The 19,731-nt window shown below is 69.9% G+C and carries 13 protein-coding genes; 5 read left to right on the top strand and 8 right to left on the bottom strand.

The window, feature by feature from the left end; translation table 11 throughout:
• Window positions 1-15 precede the first annotated feature (15 nt).
• Both ACCC97_RS15020 and ACCC97_RS15015 read left to right on the top strand, forming a co-directional pair.
• Window positions 16-963 carry a T6SS immunity protein Tli4 family protein gene (locus ACCC97_RS15020; RefSeq protein ID WP_413333568.1) on the top strand — a complete coding sequence of 316 codons (948 nt, stop codon included), beginning with the start codon at window positions 16-18 and terminating at the stop codon, window positions 961-963.
• A 91-nt stretch (window positions 964-1,054) separates the two neighbouring features.
• Entirely contained in the window at window positions 1,055-1,672 is a 618-nt protein-coding gene (locus ACCC97_RS15015; protein WP_413333566.1) for a pentapeptide repeat-containing protein, read from the top strand.
• A 33-nt stretch (window positions 1,673-1,705) separates the two neighbouring features.
• Here ACCC97_RS15015 and ACCC97_RS15010 read toward each other — a convergent pair whose 3' ends face one another.
• From ACCC97_RS15010 to ACCC97_RS14975, 8 genes are all read right to left on the bottom strand, one after another.
• Window positions 1,706-3,856: an SWIM zinc finger family protein gene (locus ACCC97_RS15010; protein WP_413333564.1), complete on the bottom strand. Its 2,151-nt coding sequence runs from the start codon at window positions 3,854-3,856 to the stop codon at window positions 1,706-1,708.
• Window positions 3,853-4,977 (bottom strand): VWA domain-containing protein, encoded by a 1,125-nt coding sequence (locus ACCC97_RS15005; protein WP_413333563.1) that lies wholly within the window; start codon window positions 4,975-4,977, stop codon window positions 3,853-3,855. Before ACCC97_RS15005 ends, ACCC97_RS15010 begins: the two co-directional genes overlap by 4 nt.
• Complete coding sequence (locus ACCC97_RS15000) at window positions 4,974-7,412, bottom strand: DUF5682 family protein (RefSeq protein WP_413333561.1); 2,439 nt, start codon at window positions 7,410-7,412, stop codon at window positions 4,974-4,976. Before ACCC97_RS15000 ends, ACCC97_RS15005 begins: the two co-directional genes overlap by 4 nt.
• 144 nt (window positions 7,413-7,556) lie before the next feature.
• Window positions 7,557-8,693, bottom strand: a complete 1,137-nt coding sequence (locus ACCC97_RS14995) for an ATP-binding protein (protein ID WP_413333594.1) — start codon at window positions 8,691-8,693, stop codon at window positions 7,557-7,559.
• 123 nt (window positions 8,694-8,816) lie between these two features.
• Complete coding sequence (locus tag ACCC97_RS14990) at window positions 8,817-12,965, bottom strand: WGR and DUF4132 domain-containing protein (protein ID WP_413333559.1); 4,149 nt, start codon at window positions 12,963-12,965, stop codon at window positions 8,817-8,819.
• Window positions 12,966-13,152: 187 nt separating this feature from the next.
• Window positions 13,153-13,962 carry an SDR family NAD(P)-dependent oxidoreductase gene (locus tag ACCC97_RS14985; protein WP_413313785.1) on the bottom strand — a complete coding sequence of 270 codons (810 nt, stop codon included), beginning with the start codon at window positions 13,960-13,962 and terminating at the stop codon, window positions 13,153-13,155.
• Between the two features lie 132 nt (window positions 13,963-14,094).
• The gene (gene recJ / locus ACCC97_RS14980; RefSeq protein WP_413333557.1) at window positions 14,095-15,906 is read right to left on the bottom strand and encodes a single-stranded-DNA-specific exonuclease RecJ; all 1,812 of its coding nucleotides are present in this window, start codon (window positions 15,904-15,906) and stop codon (window positions 14,095-14,097) included.
• A complete protein-coding gene (locus tag ACCC97_RS14975; protein WP_413333555.1) occupies window positions 15,903-16,865 on the bottom strand; it encodes a hypothetical protein in 963 nt (320 codons plus the stop codon). The genes recJ and ACCC97_RS14975 overlap by 4 nt, the downstream gene beginning before the upstream one ends.
• Before the next feature lie 142 nt (window positions 16,866-17,007).
• On the opposite strand from ACCC97_RS14975, the gene ACCC97_RS14970 reads away from it, so the two are divergent.
• From ACCC97_RS14970 to ACCC97_RS14960, 3 genes are all read left to right on the top strand, one after another.
• On the top strand, window positions 17,008-18,264 hold the full coding sequence (locus ACCC97_RS14970) for a lipoprotein-releasing ABC transporter permease subunit (protein WP_007837493.1): 1,257 nt from the start codon (window positions 17,008-17,010) through the stop codon (window positions 18,262-18,264).
• A complete protein-coding gene (lolD, locus tag ACCC97_RS14965; RefSeq protein ID WP_413333553.1) occupies window positions 18,257-19,018 on the top strand; it encodes a lipoprotein-releasing ABC transporter ATP-binding protein LolD in 762 nt (253 codons plus the stop codon). Before ACCC97_RS14970 ends, lolD begins: the two co-directional genes overlap by 8 nt.
• Before the next feature lie 94 nt (window positions 19,019-19,112).
• Window positions 19,113-19,727 (top strand): ATP-dependent Clp protease proteolytic subunit, encoded by a 615-nt coding sequence (locus ACCC97_RS14960; RefSeq protein ID WP_007837476.1) that lies wholly within the window; start codon window positions 19,113-19,115, stop codon window positions 19,725-19,727.
• Window positions 19,728-19,731 lie beyond the last annotated feature (4 nt).

The raw sequence follows: 19,731 nt of genomic DNA, 5'->3' as shown, positions 1-19,731 counted from the left end.
TGAAGGACCTCTGACATGAATCCGCGTATCGAGACATTGTTCGAGCACACCAAGCTGCTGTGCTTCGGGCGCTATGTGTTGACCGTCCCGGTCGATTCGCACCTGGCGTTCGGGCGTGACTTCCCCACCTTGCCCAACCAGGCCAAGGACATCGAGAAGGTGATGCAGGCCGATCGGGCGAAGATCCTGGCGGCAAACAACACGGCGGAAATCACCTACTTCGGCAAGGGGCCAGCTCCGAATACTTGGCTGATTCGCTCATTCAAGAGCGTGTCAGCTAAGGAACTCGAGTTGGAAGGCTTTCGCATATATCACGTAGTTGGCCCGCACATCTTCGTGAATGGGCGAGGGACGGACAATGGGGCGACCGCCGAATCGATTCTTCGCGATACGGTCGAGCTTGCCCAGAATCTGCGCGCACGCGAGCCCGATGAAGTCCCCACCGAACAAGGCCTGTGCCATCAGTACGGCTTTACGCAGCGTGATGGCGCGAAAGGGATGGTTCTCACGCAGGTCGGCCTGCACATGGACGCACTGCCCGATGTGGTGTTCAGCGTCAGCAGCAACCAGGCCCAGACCACCAAGGGCAGCGACGGCTACAGCCTGCTCAAGCTGATCGCGGATCGCAAACGCGAAGCCGGCAGCAGTTACCCCAAGCTCACCACCTTGCGCGAAGGCAAGAAGAAGGTCCACGGCTGGGACGGCGAGGAATCGTTGGCACGCATGCAGGGGGGCTGGCACGATTTCGAATGGCTGTTCATCGGGGAGTCCGGCATTGTGGCGCGCCCCGCGCGTCTGGACGTGATGATGTACACCAAGGTGGAGTCGGACCGCGTGGGGGCCGCCGCGGCCTCCTCGCTCAACGACGAGGAAGCCATTGCGCTGTGGGACAAGTTGCTCGACGGCCTCAAGTTCCGCGTGGCGGTGCCGGGCGCGCCGGCCGACGCGGTGGCGATCAAATAGGAAAGCATGCGATGAAAAATATGCCAACGGTGACCCTTGCCCGTCGACGTGCCTTGCAGACAATCGGGCTGGCGGTCGCGTTGCCCTTTTCTTGTTTGCCCTCAGCGCAGGCTGCGCGAGCCGTTACGCAGGAGCCCGCGAACAAGCTGTGGCGGCCCGTTGCGCCCTTGCGGGTAGCCCGGCATGCGGCGGACTGGGGCGAAGCATGAGCGCGCAAGAGATCATTCTTGCGCACGACCTTTGGCGAAAGGGGGCGGGCGGCGCCCCGGCCGGCCTTGCCGGGCAGACCGACGGCAATGCCTACGCCGGCCTGGACCTCGGGCTGGCGCAGTTCGCGGATTCCACTTTTACCGGCAGCAGCTTCACCGAAACGAAGTTCAATGAGGCGCAGTGGTCGGCTTGCCATTTCTCCAACTGCATCTTCAGCGCCTGCAGCTTCGACAGCATCACCATCATGGGGTGCACTTTCGTGAACTGCACCTTCGAAAAGGCCAGGTTCAGGCTGGGCAACATCAGCGGCAGCCGATTGACGGATTGCAAGTTGAACGAGGTCAACTTCGAGCAAGGCAGCTGGTCCGCACTCAAGATGCACGGATGCACAGGCAGGAGCGTCAGGGCACGCGGATTGCGTGGCGAACAGGTTGACTTCCTGGGCAGCAACTTCGAACAGCTTGAGTTCGAGGACACGGTACTCAACAGTACGATGTGAGAGCCTTTGCGGCGTATCTGTCCCTTGGGATTCTCATCCCGACTGCGCCACACCCTGCATCAGCAGACCCAGCATCGCCAGTTGCGCCACCAGCGCCGGCCGTTGCGCCGACCGCAGGTTCTCGAGCACGGCCTCCAGCAAGCCCGCACTTCGCCCCAGACCGGCCTGCTTCAGCCGCAGCACCTGCGCCTGCGCTCGCGACAGCGCGCCGCCGCCTTGATGGCGCAGGCCCTGGCGCAGCCACAGCGCCAGCAGTTCCAGCGTGTCGCCGGCCAGCGCGTTCAAGGCGGGCACGTCCTCGGCATCGCTGCGAAGGCCCAGCGGCTGTGGCGCCACCGCCTCGACCTGGAGCACCACGGCACGTTGCGCCGTCAGCAGGCTCAGCGGCTGCATCACCGCCCGATCGCCCTGCAGATGCACGGTGCCGGCCACGGCGCGCAGCGGGCCGTATTCGCCGGCAAGCGCGCGGGCCAGCGCATCGACCGCGCCGGGCGCGACCGCGCGATGCGGCAAGGCCAGGTGCAGCCAGTCTCGTTCGTTGTTGTCGTCTTCGGCCGGGGCTTCGTCCGATCCTTCCGGTGCTGCCTGCTTCAGCCGCGCATGCAGCACCTGCGCCGCCGCATCCCAGTGGCACGACACCACCTCCATGCGTTCGAACGCCACCACATGCAGCTGCCCCGACGCACCCGCCGACGCGCCGCCCGCGGCCTGCCGCGGCCGCACGAAGTCGGGTGCTGCCTCGCGCAGATGTGCCACCAGCGCGGCCACGCTGTCCTGCCGCAGTGGTGCGACGAGGTCGTCCCACGACTTGGGCGACAGCGGCAGCACGCCCGTCTGCCGCGCGCCGGCCGTGATGTCGACGAGCCCGTTGGCGCGCCGTGTCGCGGTCTTGGTGATGACCTGCCCGCTCGCCAGTTGCCGCAGCGGAAAGCCCGCGACGCGCCGGTTCATCAGGGCCTGCGCGGTGCCGCCCGCGGCGGCATCGGCCGCGCGCGACCACTGGCGCTCCAGCACGGTCACGTTCTGCGTGTCGGGGTCCGCGAACAAAACGCTCGCGCCCTCGGCGGCGTCGTCGGACCAGAGCTCGGCCCCGAGCGACACCAGCCGCAGGTGATCGAGCGCGACCTCGCCCTTGACGCCGATGCCGAGGATCCGGCTGGCCGGCAGCGCGGGTCGCGCCTGTGGCCGCGCGGCATGCGCCGCCGCCTGCAATCGCGCCCACAGCTCGGCCAGCATGCGCACCAGCCGCAGCGGCTCGAAGCGGCTGCTGCGCGCATGCTGGGCCTGCAGCAGTTGCCAGAGTTCGTCGAGCGCATCGTCCACCCAGCTCCAGGCCAGCGCGCGCGCCTGGTCGCGCACGGCCTCGAAGCGGGCCGCGAGCGCCATCAGCGGCTGGCTCGAACCGTCGAGCCAGAGCGACAGCAGCAGGGCATCGATCTGCGCTCGCAGCGCAACGGCGGCTTCGCCCTGCATCGCCGCCGGTTGCGGTGCCGGGTCCGAGGCGGTCGCGCCTGCCGAAGCGGGCGGCGACACCTCGAGCAGCACCTCCGCCGAACCGGGCGCCAGCGGCCCGGCCTGCCGGAATGCCCACACCGCGATCACCACGTGCGCACAGCCGCTGCCCTGCTTGCAATCGCAGCGCGCATGAACCAGCGAGCTGCGCGAGAAGAAGCGCACGCTGCACATCGGCAGCCGCGCCACCGGCGGCGCGCTCGCGCTGCGCCAGGCCTGCACGCCGACCACCGGACGCGCGGCGGCGAGCTTGTTCGCCTGTTCGAGCACGGAGGGTGCGAGGCTGGCGGCCAGTGCGGCATCGTCGAACTGCGCGGGGCTCCATGCGCCGTCCGGCTCGGCGGCTTCCTGCGCGTCTTCGGGCGCATCCGCCTGCGCCGACGCTGCCTGCGCCTGGTAGGCCAGCACCAGCATCACCCGATGCCGGCACATGCCGCTGGCGGGGCAGCTGCACTGCGCGTCGCGCAGCGTGCGTCCCGGCGGCAGGCTGGTGCGCACGCCGTCGTCGAACTGCGCCTGCACCACGCCGTCGGCGCCGGTCTCCAGCTTTGGCAGCAGGCCGGCCGCCACGTCCTTCTGCGCACGCTTCACGAAGCCCGCGTTGGCCAGCGCCGTCAGCGCCTCGGGCGTCAGCTCCAGCAGGTCGGCCCGCCATGCCGTGGTGCCGCTCATCCCTGCACCTTCTCGGCCAGCCAGCCGGCCAGCTGGCCCGGCGTCATCGCGCCGATCTGCGCGCCTTCGCGTACCAGCCGCGCGGCCATCTCGCGGTCGTAGTTGGGTTCGGCCTTGGAGTCGAGCGCCGCCAGGCCCAGCACCTTCGCGCCGGACTCGACCAGCGCCTTCACGCGGCGCACCAGCTCGTGCTCGCTGCCGCCTTCGTAGAAGTCGCTCACCAGCACCACGATGCTCTTCGAGGGATTGGCGACGAGCGTCTGCGCATACGCCACCGCCTTCGCGATGTCGGTGCCGCCGCCGAGCTGTACCTTCATCAGCAGCTCGACCGGGTCGGACACGTCGGCGGTCAGGTCGACCACTGCCGTGTCGAAGGCCACGAGCCGCGTGCGCATGCCGGGCAACTGCCACAGGCAGGCGGCCATCACTGCGCTGTGGATCACCGAGTCGACCATCGAGCCGCTCTGGTCGATCAGCAGGATGATGTCCCACGGCTCGGCGTGCCGCTTCGTGCGGCTGATGAACACCGGCCGCTCCACGTAGAGCTTGCGGCGCTGCGGGTCGTAGCGGTGCAGGTTGGCGGCCAGCGTCTGCCTGAAGTCGAAGTTGCGCGCGACCTTCATGCGCGAGCGGCGGCGCCGGTCGCGGCTGCCGCTGAAGGCCTGGCGCACTTCGGTGGCGAGCTTTTCCATGATGCGGCGCACCACCTCGGCCACCAGCTTGCGCGCGGCCGCGAGCACCTCGGGGTTCATCAGGTGCTTGGTGTGCAGCACTGCGCGCAGCAGAGATTCGGAGGGCTCGATGCGCTCGAGCACCTCGAGGTTGGTCACCACCTCGTCGATGCCGTAGCGCTCGACCGCGTCCCGCTCCAGCCGCTCGATCACTTCCTTCGGAAAGAGCGTGTGGATGGTGTTGATCCAGTCCGGCGTGCTGAGTGCCGAGGGGCCCAGGCCCGCGCTGCGTTCGCCACGGCTCGCGCGGTCGCTGTCGCGGCCGTAGAGCCAGTCGAGCGCGGCATCGGCGGCCTGCGCCTCGGCGCTCAGGCCCCCGCAGGCCGATTCGGCCGGGTCGCCCAGCAGCAGGCGCCAGCGCTGCAGCGGATCGGGAAAGTCGAGGCTCATGGGCGGGGGGCTTCCTCTGTGTCTTCGAGCGCCACGCCCCAGGCCGCGAGGCGCGCAAGCACCGCGTCTTCCACGCGGCGTGCCTCGGCCAGCTGTTCGGGTGCAGCCTCTCCCGCATGGTGGGCGGTGAGCGTGCGGCGCGAGAGGTGCGTGGCGTCGTGCAGCGCCAGCACCTGGTCGGCCAGCAGCCCGCGTTCCTGCGGCGGCAGCCAGGCGAAGGCGGCGCGCAGGCTGGGCATGGCGCGCACGAAGTCGGCGTTGTCCAGGGCCTGCACGGTACGGTCCATTCCGGCGACGAAAGCGGGTTCGGACGCGAGCACTTCGCGCGCCAGCGCCAGCAGCCCGGTGAGCGCATCGCCGAGCACGGGGGCGGGGAGAGAGTGCAGCAGTTGCATCGCCTCGGCCACGCCGTGATCGTCGTGCGTTTGCGCGTTGGCGGCGCGTCCGGCCAGGCTCAGCGTGGCACCGAGCGCCGCGCCGCGGCTCACCGCAGCGGCGCTGGCGTCGGCGGCCTTGCGCTGCCACACGGCGAGCGCGCGGGCCGGCTCCACGTCGAGCAGCGACGGCGCGTGCGCGTTGTGCGCATGGTCCTGCGCGTGGGCCAGCACGTCGGCCACGATCCGCCGCAGCGCAAGATGGCCTTCGAGGTGGGCCTGCATGTCGGCCGGTGCGATGTCCGCGGGCGGCTCCAGCAGCCACAGCGCGCGGTCGACACCCGATTCGATCACCACGCGCAGCACGGGCGCATCGGCCATGCCCAGCATCTGGCCGTGCCGCAGCAGCGTGTGCAGCACCGACAGCGCGGGGCCGAGCGCCTCGAAGCGCGGCTCGTTCGCAACGGCGCCCTGCAGTTCGCGCAGCAGTGCATCGCTGAGCGCCGACAGCCCCGCCCACGCGGCCTGGTTGAGGCCGTCGGCGAGCGGGCCAATGCGGCCGTGGGCCTGGCGCAGATCGTCTTCGAGCCGGGCGCGCGCCGCGTCGTGCAGGCTTGCGCCCCAGGCGCCGGCCTCGATCATCGCGGCCTGCTGCTCGAGCGGTTCGCTCAGCGACCACAGTTCGGTGCGCTCGCCCGACATCGCGAGCTTCGGCCCTTGGGTGCGGCGCACGCCGGGCAGCCGCAGGATAGCCAGGCGGTGCAGCACGCGGCTTTTCGCGCGGTCGGCTTCGAGCAGCAGGTCGAGCTTGATCTGGCCGCGCAGCACGATGCCGTGCGCCGCGAGTTCGGCCTGCACCGCGGCCACCAGCGGCGGCTGCGGTGTGCCGGGCGCCAACTGTCCGACGGTGTCGCCGGCCAGCACGTCCATCGCCTGCACCAGCACGGGATCGGTGCCGGGGCGGATCGCGCCGCGGTAGGTCCAGGGCAGCGGCGCGTCGAGCGCGTCCTTCACGAGCGCACCGGCCAGTGCGTCGAGCCAGTCGGAGCGCAGCGGCTTCTCGTGGCCGCGCAAGCGCGCGAGGCCCTGTGCGCGCAGGTGCACGGCCATCAGGTCGGCGGTGGAGGCGGGGAGTTTCTTCTCGCGCAGGCGCTGCATCACGTGCTGCAGCGCGCGGTGCGCGGCGCCTTCGGGGCCGTGGTCCCAGACCCACTGGTAGTAGGCGGGGGAGGGCATGCCCGAGGCATAGCCTGCGAAGGCGTCGAGGCGCTTGAAGGTGTAGGGCACGAGGTAGGAGCCGAATCGCAGCGCGGTGTCGGCGTCGCGCGTGTCTTCTTCGTCGGTGGATTCGAGCGAAGGCTGCGGCGTGGCGGGCAGCTCTGAGGGCATGCCTTGCCACACCCGCGCCAGTGCAGGCGCGTGATAGCCGCCGCACACCACCAGCGCCTGTGCGCGGCCCGGCTCGCCCGGCTGCGCCATCGCCCAGGCGATCCAGCGCGCCATCATGGCTTCGCGCGCCTGGTTGCCCTGCGAGCCGCGGTCTTCGCCGCGCAGGTGGTCGAAGTAGGTCGAGAGGCGCTGCGCCAGCTCGGCCGCATCGCAGCCGTCCTCGAACAGGTGGTCCCACAGCGCATCACGGCCCTGCACCGAGAGCTTCTCCGTCAGTGCGCGCTCGTAGGCTTCGGCGCGTTCCTCGTGCTCGTGGTCGGCCACGTCGGCATAGCGGTTCTCCATGCGCGAGAAGGCGTCGTGCCAGGCCGGCAGGTCGATGAAGCGCACCGCGGCGCCGACCTCGCGCGCGACCTGCAGCGCCTGCCACTCGGGCGAGTGCTCGGCAAAGGGCGACCACGAACCGCGGTGCGTGTCATCGCCCGAGAGATAGCTGTAGATCGCCACCGGCAGCCGGTGCGGCAGGTACAGCTCGTCGAGGCGTTCGTTGAAGTCGGCTGGGCCCTCGATCAGCACGTACGCGGGGCGCAGCGTGCGGATGCGCTCGGCCACCAGCCGCGCGCAGGCGGGGCTGTGGTGGCGCACGCCGACGATGTGAAGCGATTCGCTCATCCTCGTCACCGATGGCGCGCCAAGCGAAGCGAGGGCCCTTCGCGGAACACCGCGGAATCGGCTTTGCCGGGCCGCTGGTGTTGCCCCCTGCAAGGGGGTTGGCGAAGCGACACGGAGTGCGCGAAGCCTGGGGGTTTGCTCATGTCAGGGCAGGCGGTGGCGGGCGTCGTAGTACGCGCGCCAGTGCGAGCCGCTACGCTTCGCCGCCTTCTGCTCGAAGTAGCGCCGCAGCTTGGCGCGGTCGTCGGCGTTGTCCTTCACCACCGTGCCGGCGATGCAGTCGACCAGGTCGGCCGGCGAGCCCTCGCGCTGTTCGAGGAACCATGCGCGCACGCCGACCGCATGCGCCACGTTCACCGCCTCGGCGGTGGACATCACGGCGGTGAGCCGGTCCATCGCCGCGTCGCCCGCGTTGCCGTTGTCGCCCTTCACGGGTGCGCCGCGCAGGTCGCGGAAGGTGGACACCAGCAGCTCCAGCACGGGAGCGGGCACGGTCTTCGGAATGCCGCTCTGCGCGAGCAGCCGCGTGGACGATTCCTGCACCAGCGCCAGCTCGCGGTCGAAGTCGAGAATGGGGAACACCGTCTCGAAGTCGAAGCGCCGCTTCAGCGCCGCGCTCATCTCGTTGACGCCGCGGTCGCGCGTGTTGGCGGTGGCGATGATGTTGAAGCCCTCGCGCGCATAGAGCATGCCGTGCTCGCCCGACAGCTCGGGCACCGCCATCACGCGGTCCGACAGCATGCCCAGCAGGCAGTCCTGCACCTCCAGCGGCGCGCGTGTGATTTCCTCGAAGCGCACCACCTGGCCCTGCTGCATGCCGAGGTACAGCGGCGCCGGCACCATCGCGCGCGGGCTCGGGCCTTCGTTGATGAGCAGAGCGTAGTTCCAGCCGTACTTGATCTGGTCCTCGGTGATCGAGGCGCCGCCCTGGATGGTGAGCGTCGAGACGCCCGAGATGGCCGTGGCCAGCAGCTCCGACAGCATCGACTTCGCCGTGCCCGGCTCGCCCACCAGCATCAGCCCGCGGCCGGTGGCCAGGGTGACGAGCATGCGTTCGATGCTGGCCACGGGCGCGACGATCTTGGGTGCGATGCCGAGCGCCGCATCGCCAAGGATGAACGAGCGCGCGGCCTTCAGGCCCAGCACCCAGCCGGGCGGGCGCGGGTCGGTGTCCTGCGCCTGCAGCCGTGCGAGCTGTTCGGCGTAGAGGATCTCGGCCGGCGGGCGCTGCAGTTGCTGCGGCGCAGTGCCGGTGTCCTTGGTCGTGTTGTTGATGGCCATCTTTGATTCGGTCAGGTCAAGTTCGGGGAACACCGCGGAACCGGCTTTGCCGGGCCGCAGGTGTTGCCCCCTGCAAGGGGGTTGGCGAAGCGACACGAAGTGCGCGAAGACTGGGGGTGTACCTTATGCGGCCCGCAGGCCTTCCATGTCGCGGATGAGTTCGCTGGCGGAGATCGGGTCGAGCAGGTGCAGTGCCTCCGCATCCTGCATGTCGCCCCAGCCCGAGGGCTTGCCCACCTGCACCTGGCCCAGCTTCTGCTCGGGGTATTCGTCCACCATGCCGACGATGATGCCGGGGTCGAGGCTCAGCTCGATCACGCGGCTCGTGCCCAGCGGCTTGCTGAAGTACCAGATGCAGCCCGAGTCCTGCGCCTGGCCGCGCCGCCAGCCCTTGTTGGCCAGCCCCAGCACGCGGCCGGTGGGCACCTTGACGTCTTTCCAGCGCTCCAGCTTCAGGCTCTTCTTCTCCTCGTCGGACAGCGTGTAGACGTCGCGGCCGATCTGCGCGAAGGGCTGCAGCAGCTCGTAGTCGGCGAACACCTGGCCGAAGGCGGCGGCATCGGCGGCGGGCAGTTCCAGCGCGTGCGGCACGCCGATGCGGATGTTCTCGCCCACGGGCAGCTCGAACGGATCGTCTTCCGCCGTGGTGAAGCTGCCGTCTTCCGCCACGCGGAAGCAGGCCTGCAGCGTGCCGCCATAGCTGGCACCGTCTTCCACCGCGTACACGCCCCAGATCAGCCGCTGCACGATGTGGCGCACCAGCGGGTGCTCGACCAGGAAGGTGCGGAACACCTCGGGCGTCCAGCGGCGGCGCGCGCACATCGCCACCTCGAGGCGCAGCAACTGCTGGCTGGCGATGGTGCGCACGTCCTTCTTCAGCAGCTTGAAGCGCTCGACCGCTTCCTTGCCAAGTTCGGCGTCGTCGGTCTTCTTGGGCTTGGGCAGGTCGGGCAGGCGCGCGCCGTCGGTGCCGTCGGCGCCGGTCTCGCGCACATAAGGCTTGAGCGACTCGTCGAAGCCGACCTTGAAGGCGCGCGGACCGAAGTCCAGCAGCATCGTGCCCTGTTCGTCGAGGCCGAGGTCGGGCGCGAGCCGGTCCTCGAGTTCCTCGGTGCTGAGGCCGCGCGCCTCGGCGATGGCGTCGATCTTCTCGCGCGCCTTGTCCTGCAGGCCCTTGAACTTGACCTTCTGCGCGATGCCGTTGAGCAGCATCAGCGCGACGTCGCTGCCGATGGCGGCCAGCACGTCGAGCCCGGTCACGGCGCGCGCATGCGCGGCCTCGCCGGGCCAGGCGCGGATGAAGGGCGTGAGCTTGCGCGCGGTGTCGTCGTTGCCCAGCAGGCCGAGCGTGGTGAGTGCCCAGCCTTCCTTGCTGGGGCCGCCGGCTTCGAGCCAGGCGGTGAAGGCGTCCCAGGCGAACTCGGCCAGCGAGCCGGCATCGCAGGCGTCCTTGGCCACGGCGATGCCGCCGTAGATTTCCTCGTTGGTCGGAAAGGTCAGCATCTGGCCCAGATGGTCGAGCGCGTCGTCGGGCAGCGCCTTGCCGTTTCGCAGCACGGGCCGGCGCCAACCGCGCGGCTGCCAGAACTCGGGCAGCTTCGCGCGCCGGGTGGGAAAGCGGTCGAGCGGGCTTTCGTCGAGCACGGCGCGCAGCGCTTCCACCACTTCGGGCTTGCCGTAGCGGCCGGCCACGTCGAGCAGCAGTGCCTCGTGGCCGTTGGCCTGCAGCAGGCGCAGCGCCGAACCCGCGCAGTCGCGCGCCTCGCCGGCCTTGCCGAGCGCCGGCGCGATCAGGCCGGCTGCGCTGTGCTCGGGATACTTCAGCAGCCATTCGCGGCCTTCGGCGCGCAGCGTCTTGAGCTTGGCGAAGGCGCGCGCGGCCGGCGCGGCCAGCTCGACGGCGCCGTAGTTCAGGGCGTACGAGAGGTTGTCGGTGGGCTTGGATCGCACCATGGCCACCAGGCCGGGCAGCACCGCGAGGCCGTGGGTGGCCAGGATCAGGCCGATGTCGTCGCTTTCGGCCTCGCCCGCAACGGCGTTCCAGAACGGCACGCCGATCGCCGCCGGCAGCAGCGTAACGAAGCTCGCGTGGAAGTTGAACCAGTAGTAGCGGTCCTTCTTGCGCTCGGCCACCATCTCGCGCCAGCTGGCGACCAGCGCGCCGGCGTCGCCGGCCGCGACGGCCGCGGCGGCGGCCTTGGCGAATGGCACAAGGCTGTGCCTGCCCTTGTCGAAGCCCAGTTCGTCGAGCAGCACGTCGACGCTCTTGCGCGCGGCGTCGTGGCGACCCGTTTGCCATGAATTCATGCGCTGCGCGCTCTCGCGCTTGCCTTCGCCCCATCGCTCCACCGGTGCCAATGCCAGCGGCTCCAGCGCCAGCGTGCCGGCTGCCTTCTTCTGCACCTTGGCGAGCCAGGGCGGCGCGGCCAGCACGCCGGGCAGTTCGCTCGCATCGGCCACTTCGCTCGGGCCGGCCAGCAGCGCCAGCTGCCGGTCGATCACCGCCTGTGCACCCGCATCGAGCCAGGGCCGCAAGGCCGGCAGGGACGCGCCATGCGCGCGCAGCAGCCGCGTGAGTCCAGGCGTGACGAGGTTGGCGTCCTTGCCGCCGGCCGCGACGAGCCGCGACAGCGCGGGAATGGCCGCCATCGGCCAGCGGTCGACGGCCAGCGCCAGCCGCGCCAGCGCGCCCTTCGAACTGCCCGCCACGCGGGCCAGCGCCAGCACGGCTTCGGGCGTGCCGATGCAGGCCAGCGCGTCGCCCGCGTGGTCGTCCGCGGCGCCGCGCTCCAGCACCGGCACGGCATCCACGCCGCGCTCCTGCACCAGCGTGCTCGTCATGGAGCCGCTGCCCCAGAAGCCGCTCGAATAGCTCAGGCGGATCTTCGCGGCCAGCGCGATGGCGTCGGGGTCGGTGGCCGTCAGCAGCAGCCAGTGCATGGTCTCGGGCGTGTTCTTGTCGGCCGCCAGCGTGTGCACGAGCGCGTTGGAGATTTCGGGGGCGTCGGGCAGCAGCATTGCCAGCGCGGGCTGGCGGGCCGGGTGAACCTTGGGAAGGCCGGCCTCGATGCGGTCGCGGCAGTCCTGCCAGACCTCGGGGGCGGCCAGTGACAGATGCGCGCGCAGCGCCTGTTCGCCCGTTCCCAGCGGACCGTAGTAGGAGCTGCCCATCTGGCGGGCGACGGCGGCGCAGAAGCTGTACCGGCGCTTCTTCGTCGCCCGGTCGTAGGTGGACTGCACTTCGATCTGCTGGGCGGCCAGCAGGATGTCGATGGTGTCCGGCAGTCCGTACTGCTTGACGAGGTAGTGCACCACCACTTCGCCCATCTCGTTCGCGTTGTAGTTGCCGCCGGTGCCCAGCGCGAACGCCAGCAGCAGGGTGTCGGCCTCGGCGTCGGCCGCGGGGGTGGGCTGCGTGCCGCGGTCGATCACGCGCTGGGCAACCGCGCGCAAGGCCGCGTCGGTGGCGCTCGTGTCGACGTCGAGGTCGAGCTTGCGCCGCACAGGCAGCCAGGCTGCGGCGGGGCTCGGCGTTTCGTCGAAGGGCTTTGGCGGAAAGCGCCGCGAAGGGAAGGCTGCGCGCTGCATGTCGGGCGACAGCCGGATGGGCTTGCCGGCGGCGAGCCAGGGCGGCGCGTCGCCGTCCGCAGGCGGCAGTTCGGCGGCGGGCGCTGCCAGGGCCACGGACGACGCGGCCGATGCATTGGCGCCCAGCTCCTTGGCGATGGCCTGGGCGTTCTTGGCCGGCGTGCAGCTGGTGCCCCAGCCGTACAGCAGGCCCGTGGACTGAAGCCGCTTGAAGGCGAGCGCCGCACCTTGCTCGCTCACGCCATGCTGGCGCTTGAGCGTTGCGGTGGAGAGCGTGTCGCTGGAGGTCAGCGTGCCGGTCTCGATCTGCGCGCGCACGGTTTCGAACACGCGGTCGGCCTGGCTGTCGATGCCTTCGGTGGGGGCTGCAGCCTCTGCGCTCGCGGCGGCCTTCGCGGCGGGCGGGGCCGCAGTCTTTTCCGTTGCCGTCTCGGCCTTCGGCTTCGCCTCGGTCTTGCCGATGGCCGTGCCGGCGGCCACGCCCACTTCGGCGTAGCCCTTGCCCGTCTTCTCGGCCACCAGCTTGGTCAGCGCGGCGGCGGCCTTGGTGGCGTCGGCGAACGACTTGGTCTGGCTCTGGCCCGCGGTGCCGATGCGGCCCCAGCGGATGTTGAGTTCGGCGTCTACCTGCTCGACTTCCCAGAATTTGCTGGCGGTTCCCTCGATCAGTTCAAAGCGGCGCATGGAAAAAACATCCTCCTGTATGTTCGCCGCAGAGGATAAGGGGCCGGCGTGAAAGCTCGGCCCCGAGTAACGAGAAGATTTCGCTTCGCGCGTCGGTGGATACGAAAAAAATATTCACCTGCTTCGGGGTTGCCGATGGCGGCCCCGCAGCAGCGCCCGCCGGAGCGCCGCGCTCCGGAAGAAAAGATCAGACGAAGGGCCTGGCCTGCTGCTCCGCGCTGCCGGGCTCGGCGATGCGCCGGTGCTGCTCGGCCAGCCTGGGCGCCGGCATCACGCGCGACAGCGCCACCTGCATCTTGTTGCGCCATCCCGCGATCACGCCGCTTTCGCCGCGCATCATCGCCTCGAAGCCGGCCCGCGCCACCTCCGCCGGGTCGGCCTTGTCGCTCTGCTGGGCCACGCGCGTGTCGAGCATGTCGGCGCGCGCGAAGAAGTGGGTGTCGGTCACGCCCGGCATCAGGCAGGTGACCGAGACGCCGGTGCCCTTGAGCTCGTTGCGCAGAGCCATGGCGAACGAGTCGATGAAGGCCTTGCTGCCGTTGTAGACGGCCTGGAAGCTGCCCGGCTGGAACCCCGCGATCGACCCGGTGATCAGGATGCGCCCCTGCCCGGCCTCGCGCATGCCGCGGCCCACGCACTGCACGAGGTAGATGGTGCCGGTGATGTTGGTGTTGATGACGTGCTGCACGTCGTGGAAGTCCTGATCGAGGAAGCCGTGGCCCAGCCCGTGCCCGGCGTTGGCGAACAGTGCCGCGATCGGTCGGCCTTCGGTGGCGGCGAGCAGTGTGTCCACGCCGTCGCGGGTGGCGAAGTCGGCGCGCACCGCGGCCACATTGGCGCCGAGCACGCGCAGTTCGGTCTCGGCCTGTTCCAGCGGCTCGTCGGCACCGATCAACAGGTCGTGGCCGCGGCGCGCGGCCAGCAGCGCGAGCTGGAAGCCGATGCCGGACGAGGCGCCGGTCACCACGGCAAGGGGGCGGATGTCGTTGGGTTGCATGTCGGTCTCCTGATGAAGTGAATGAACCTTCTTGGACCACCCTAGGAACGCCGGCTTGCCGCACGCGTAGGAATCCGTCCCGACTGCCCGCCCGCCATGGCATGCGATTGCAGGCTTTTCCAGGGACAGCCGCTAGAACTCCGCCCCTTCGACCAGGAACCGCAGCCGCCGCACGCCCTGCCATTCGTCCGCATCGAGCCGGAACGCCAGCTTCACGCGCGGCGGCAGCGGCTCAGTGTGGCTGAACCAGATCGCGTCGATCGGCTGGCCCTGGTGCCTGAGTTTCAGCGACAGGTGCTTCTCGCCCACCAACCGCTGCGACACCACCTCCACCTCTTCGCTGAAGGTCGGCGGCGCGAAGCCCTGGCCCCACACCTCGCGGTGCAGCGTGTCGACGAGGTCGATGCGCATGTACTCGCGCGAGATCGGTCCGTCGGTCTCGATCTGCCGCGTGAGCGCGGCTTCGGCCAGCCATTCGCCGGCGACCTGCGCGAAGCCTTTCTCGAAGGTCTCGAAGTGCTCGCGCGCGACCGTGCAGCCGGCCGCCATCGCATGGCCGCCGAAGCGCAGCAGCACGCCCGGATGGCGCTTGGCCACGAGGTCGAGCGCATCGCGCAGGTGGAAGCCCGGAATCGATCGGCCCGAGCCTTTCAGCTCCTGCTCCTTGCCGGGCGCGCCGCTGGCGGCGAAGACGAAGGTCGGGCGGTGGAAGCGGTCCTTGATGCGCGAGGCCACGATGCCCACCACGCCTTCGTGGAAGCCCGCGTCGAACACGCTGATGGCCGGCGGCGGCGCTTCGATGCCCTCGCCATCGGTGGCGAACAGCGACTCTGCCAGCAGCAGCGCCTGGTCGCGCATGCCACCCTCGATGTCGCGCCGCTCGCGGTTGATGCCGTCGAGCATGCGCGCGAGTTCCTCGGCGCGGCCCGCGTCGTCGGTCAGCAGGCATTCGATGCCCAGCGTCATGTCGGCCAGCCGGCCGGCGGCATTGATGCGCGGGCCGAGTGCGAAACCGAAATCGAAGGTGGTGGCGACGCAGGCATTGCGGCCCGCGGCCTTGAACAAGGCGGCAACGCCGGCAGGCATCGCACCGGCGCGGATGCGGCGCAGGCCCTGTGCCACGAGGCGGCGGTTGTTGGCGTCGAGCTTCACCACGTCGGCCACGGTGCCGAGTGCGACCAGCGGCAGCAGCGCGTCGAGCTTGGGTTGCGGTTTGCCTGCCCCCCGGCTTGCCACTTCGTGTGCTTCGCCACCCCCCGAGGGGGAGGCTGGCCCGCCTTGGGGCGGCCCGGCGGCGGGCGCAGGCGTGTCGAACACACCACGCCTGCGCAACTCGGAGCGCAGCGCGAGCAGCACGTAGAACATCACGCCAACACCAGCAATGCTCTTGCTCTCGAATTCGCAGCCGGGCTGGTTCGGATTCACCAGCACGTCGGCCGACGGCAGCTCGGGGCCGGGCAGGTGGTGGTCGGTCACCAGCACCTGCAGGCCGCGCACCTTGGCGGCGGCCACGCCTTCGACGCTGGCGATGCCGTTGTCGACGGTGATCAGCATGTCGGCGCCGCTGTCGGCCACGCGCTCGGCGATGGGCGGCGTGAGCCCGTAGCCGTCGACCACGCGGTCGGGCACGAGGTAGCTCACGTGCTTCGCGCCCAGCAGGCGCAGGCCGCGCACGCCGACCGCGCAGGCGGTGGCGCCGTCGCAGTCGTAGTCGGCGACGATGCACAGGCGCTTGTCCTGCGCGATGGCGTCTGCCAGCAGCACCGCGGCCTCGTGCGTGCCGCGCAGCGTGTCGGGCGCCAGCAGGCGCGCGAGGCCGTCATCGAGTTCTTCCTTGGCACGCACGCCGCGGGCGGCGAACAGCCGCGCGAGCAGCGGGTGCACGCCGGCTTGCTCCAGCGCCCAGACGGTGCGTGGCGGGATCTCCCTGGCGATGATTTTCATAGCGACTCCAGCACGACCGATGCGCGCTTGCGGTCGAACAGGCTCCTGGCCCAGCCAGCCAGGCCGCGCGGCTGCACGGTGTAGCGCTGCGCCGCGCGGTCGCCGCACAGCGTGAGGGACACCTCGGCGCCACCCGTGTAGCCGGCCAGCAGCGAGGCGACCGGGCCTGCGTCCAGCGCATGCCAGGCGGCAGCCCAGCCCATGCCGTCGTCGCGCAGGGCGGTTTCGCGCAGTGCATCGCTCACTGCCGGCACGGCTGCGGGCGCAACCTCGTGCTTCAGTGCGCCGGTGCCGCTGAGCCAGAAGGAGTTGATCGGCGGCACGCCGCGTGCGGCGCGGTCGTCGTTCACGCGCTGGGTGTACAGCAGCATCTGCATTTCGTTCTGCAGCCGGCGCAGCGGCCGTGCCGAGTCGCCGAGCGGCGACCACTGCGAGATCGGGTAGCCTACTGCGCGGTCGAGGGAGGCAGTGGCCAGGCCGTCGAAGATGGGGGCGCGCGCCAGCCATCGGCCGGGTACGGGGGAGGGGTGCAGCGCGATGCCGTCTTCCTCGAAGAAGGGGCGCGCGGCTTGCAGCAGCGCGGCCGATTCGGCGGCGTCGATCTCGATGGCGGACGGATCGCCTAGCACCACGTCGTCGATGCCGACCTGCCAGTTGCACAGCGTGACGAGGCCCCAGCCTTCAGGGTCGTTGGGCGCGGCGATGCCCAGTTGCCGCGCTTCGAGCGCAGCCCAGGGAATGCAGCCGTCGGCCGCGGCGATGCCTGCTGCCCGGGCCAGCGCGCGTTCGTGCGGAGGCGAGCGAGTGCTTTCGTCCTGCGTGTCGGTATCGGTAAGCGTGAGCCGCGCCAGCAAGGTTTCGAGATTGGGGAGCCGCAAGGTGGGCAGCGCAGCGCGGCATGCAGGGGAACCGCGGCCGGCAAAGGGAATCAACAGGTGACGTGGGAGGGTTTCGGCCATCTCCCTATTGTCCGGGAAGCCCCAAGGGAATCCGGGATGCCACAATTCCGCCGATGACCTACCCCCTCGCTCCTCACTTCGTGTATTCGCTGCCCCCCGAGGGTGGGCAAATTCCCCTTGAGGCGGCTCGGCGGGGAATTTGATGCGACTTCCTTATGAACTGCAGCTCGGCTGGCGCTACACGCGCGCAGGCCGGGCGACGCGGCGCAACGGCTTCATCTCCTTCATCTCCGGTGTCTCGATGCTCGGCATCGCGCTGGGCGTGGCGGCGCTGATCATTGTGCTCAGTGTGATGAACGGCTTCCAGAAGGAAGTGCGCGACCGCATGCTCGGCGTGGTGTCGCACATCGAGATCTTCTCGCGCGACGGCCAGGCGCTGCAGGGCCTCGACACGATCACGGCCGCTGCCCGCAAGAACCCCGAGGTGGTCGGCGCAGCGCCCTTCATCAACACGCAGGCGCTCATTGCGCGCGGCGAGGACATGAAGGGCACCATCGTGCGCGGCATCGATCCCAAGCTCGAACCCGAAGTCACCGACATCAACGGCATCGCCTCCAAGGGCACCTTCGACAAGCTGGTGCCGGGCGAATTCGGCATCGTGCTCGGCGCGGAGCTGGCGCGTTCGCTCTTCGTGCAGCCGGGCGACCAGGTCACGCTGGTGGCGCCGGGCGGGCAGGTCACGCCGGCGGGCGTGGTGCCGCGCCTGAAGCAGTTCACCGTGGTCGGCACCTTCGACTCGGGCCACTACGAATACGACTCGGCGCTCGCCATGGTCCACGAGCAGGACGCTGCCAAGGTGTTCCGCCTCGAAGGGCCCACGGGCATCCGCCTGAAGCTCAAGAACCTCAACGAGGCGCGCGACGTGGCCGACCAGCTGGCCGTGACGCTGCCGGGCGAGTTCCTCATCCGCGACTGGACGCGCCAGAACAAGACCTGGTTCGCGGCCGTGCAGGTCGAAAAACGCATGATGTTCATCATCCTCACGCTGATCGTGGCAGTGGCGGCCTTCAACCTCGTCTCCACGCTCGTGATGACCGTGACCGACAAGCGCGCCGACATCGCCATCCTGCGCACGCTGGGCAGCTCGCCGCGCAGCATCATGGGCATCTTCGTGGTGCAGGGCGCGATGGTGGGCGTGATCGGCACCGTGGCCGGCCTGCTGCTGGGCCTGGGCATCGCCTACAACATCGACGTGATCGTGCCCTTCCTGGAGCAGCTGTTCCACGCGAGCTTCCTGCCGAAGGACATCTACCTGATCAGCAAGATGCCGAGCGATCCGCAGCAAAGCGACATCGTGCCGATCGCGATCATTTCCCTGGTGCTGGCCTTCGTCGCCACGCTGTACCCGAGCTGGCGCGCCAGCCGCGTGAACCCGGCCGAGGCGCTGCGCTATGAGTGAACCGACCCCCACGCTCGGCACTGTCGTGACCTCGCTGCCCTCCGAGGGGGCCGCTATTGGCTTGGGGCGGTCCGGCGCCAACAGTGTCGTTCTGAAGGCCCGCGGCCTCACCAAGCGGTTCCACGAGGGCAGGCTCGACCTGACCGTGCTGCACGGCGTGGACCTCGACGTGCACGCAGGCGAAACACTGGCCATCGTCGGCGCCTCGGGCTCCGGCAAGAGCACGCTGCTGCACCTGATGGGCGGGCTCGATGCGCCCACGACGGGCAAGGTCGAGCTGCTCGGCCAGGACATCGCGCACGCCGACGCGGCAGAGCAGGGGCGGCTGCGCAACCAGCACCTGGGCTTCGTCTACCAGTTCCATCACCTGCTGCCCGAGTTCAGCGCGCTCGACAACGTGGCCATGCCGCTGAAGATCCGCCGCGTGGAGCCGCATGCGGCCGCGCAGTCGGCGGCGAAGATTCTCGAAAGCGTGGGCCTGGGCCAGCGTTTGCATCACCGTCCGGCCGAGCTGTCGGGCGGAGAGCGCCAGCGCGTGGCGATCGCGCGTGCGCTGGTCACGCAGCCGGCCTGCGTGCTGGCCGACGAGCCCACCGGCAACCTCGACCGCAGCACGGCGGACACGGTGTTCGCGCTGATGCTCGACCTCGCGCACCGGCATCGCACGGCGTTCGTGATGGTCACGCACGACCAGGACCTGGCGAAGCGCTGCGACCGGGTGCTGCAGTTAGTGGCGGGGCGGCTGGCGGGGTGATTCGGGCCGGCCTGGCACGACCGGCCCAATGCCGCGAAACTGGGGCTTGTCCGTCAAGACAGCCCGACAGTCCAAAACCACAGGAGCCTGCTTCATGCTGCCCATGTTCTCAATGGAATCCGAAGACGACACCAAGCCCGCGGCCACCGCCGAGCCGCGCAACTCCTACCTGGAGGAGAAGGCGTTCAAGTCGCGCACGCTGCTGATCTTCGGCACCGTCACCGACTCGGTGGCCGCCGACGTGACGCGCCGGCTCATTGCGCTCGATGCCGACAGCGCCGACAAGCCCATCGACATCCTCGTGAGCTCGCCCGGCGGCCACCTGGAGTCGGGCGATGCCATCCACGACATCGTGCGTTTCATCAGCGCGCCGGTGAACATGATCGGCACCGGCTGGGTCGGCAGCGCGGCCACGCACCTGTTCCTGGCCGCGCCGCGCGAGCGGCGCGTGTGCCTGCCCAACACGCGCTTCCTGATCCACCAGCCCAGTGGCGGCGCGGGCGGGCAGGCAACGGACATCGCGATCCAGGCGCAGGAAATCATCAAGGCCCGCCAGCGCATCGCGCACGAGATCGCGCGCGAAACCGGCAAGCCCATCGACGTGGTGCTGGCCGACATCGAGCGCGACCGCTGGCTGTCGGCCGCGGAGGCCGTGGAGTACGGCCTGGTCTCGCGCATCATCCAGCGCAAGACCGAGTTGAAGGGCTGAAGTC

The sequence above is a fragment of the Variovorax sp. Varisp85 genome, assembly GCF_047304045.1.
Classification (GTDB): Bacteria; Pseudomonadota; Gammaproteobacteria; order Burkholderiales; family Burkholderiaceae_C; genus Variovorax.
This window is presented reverse-complemented; position numbering and strand designations above follow the sequence as displayed.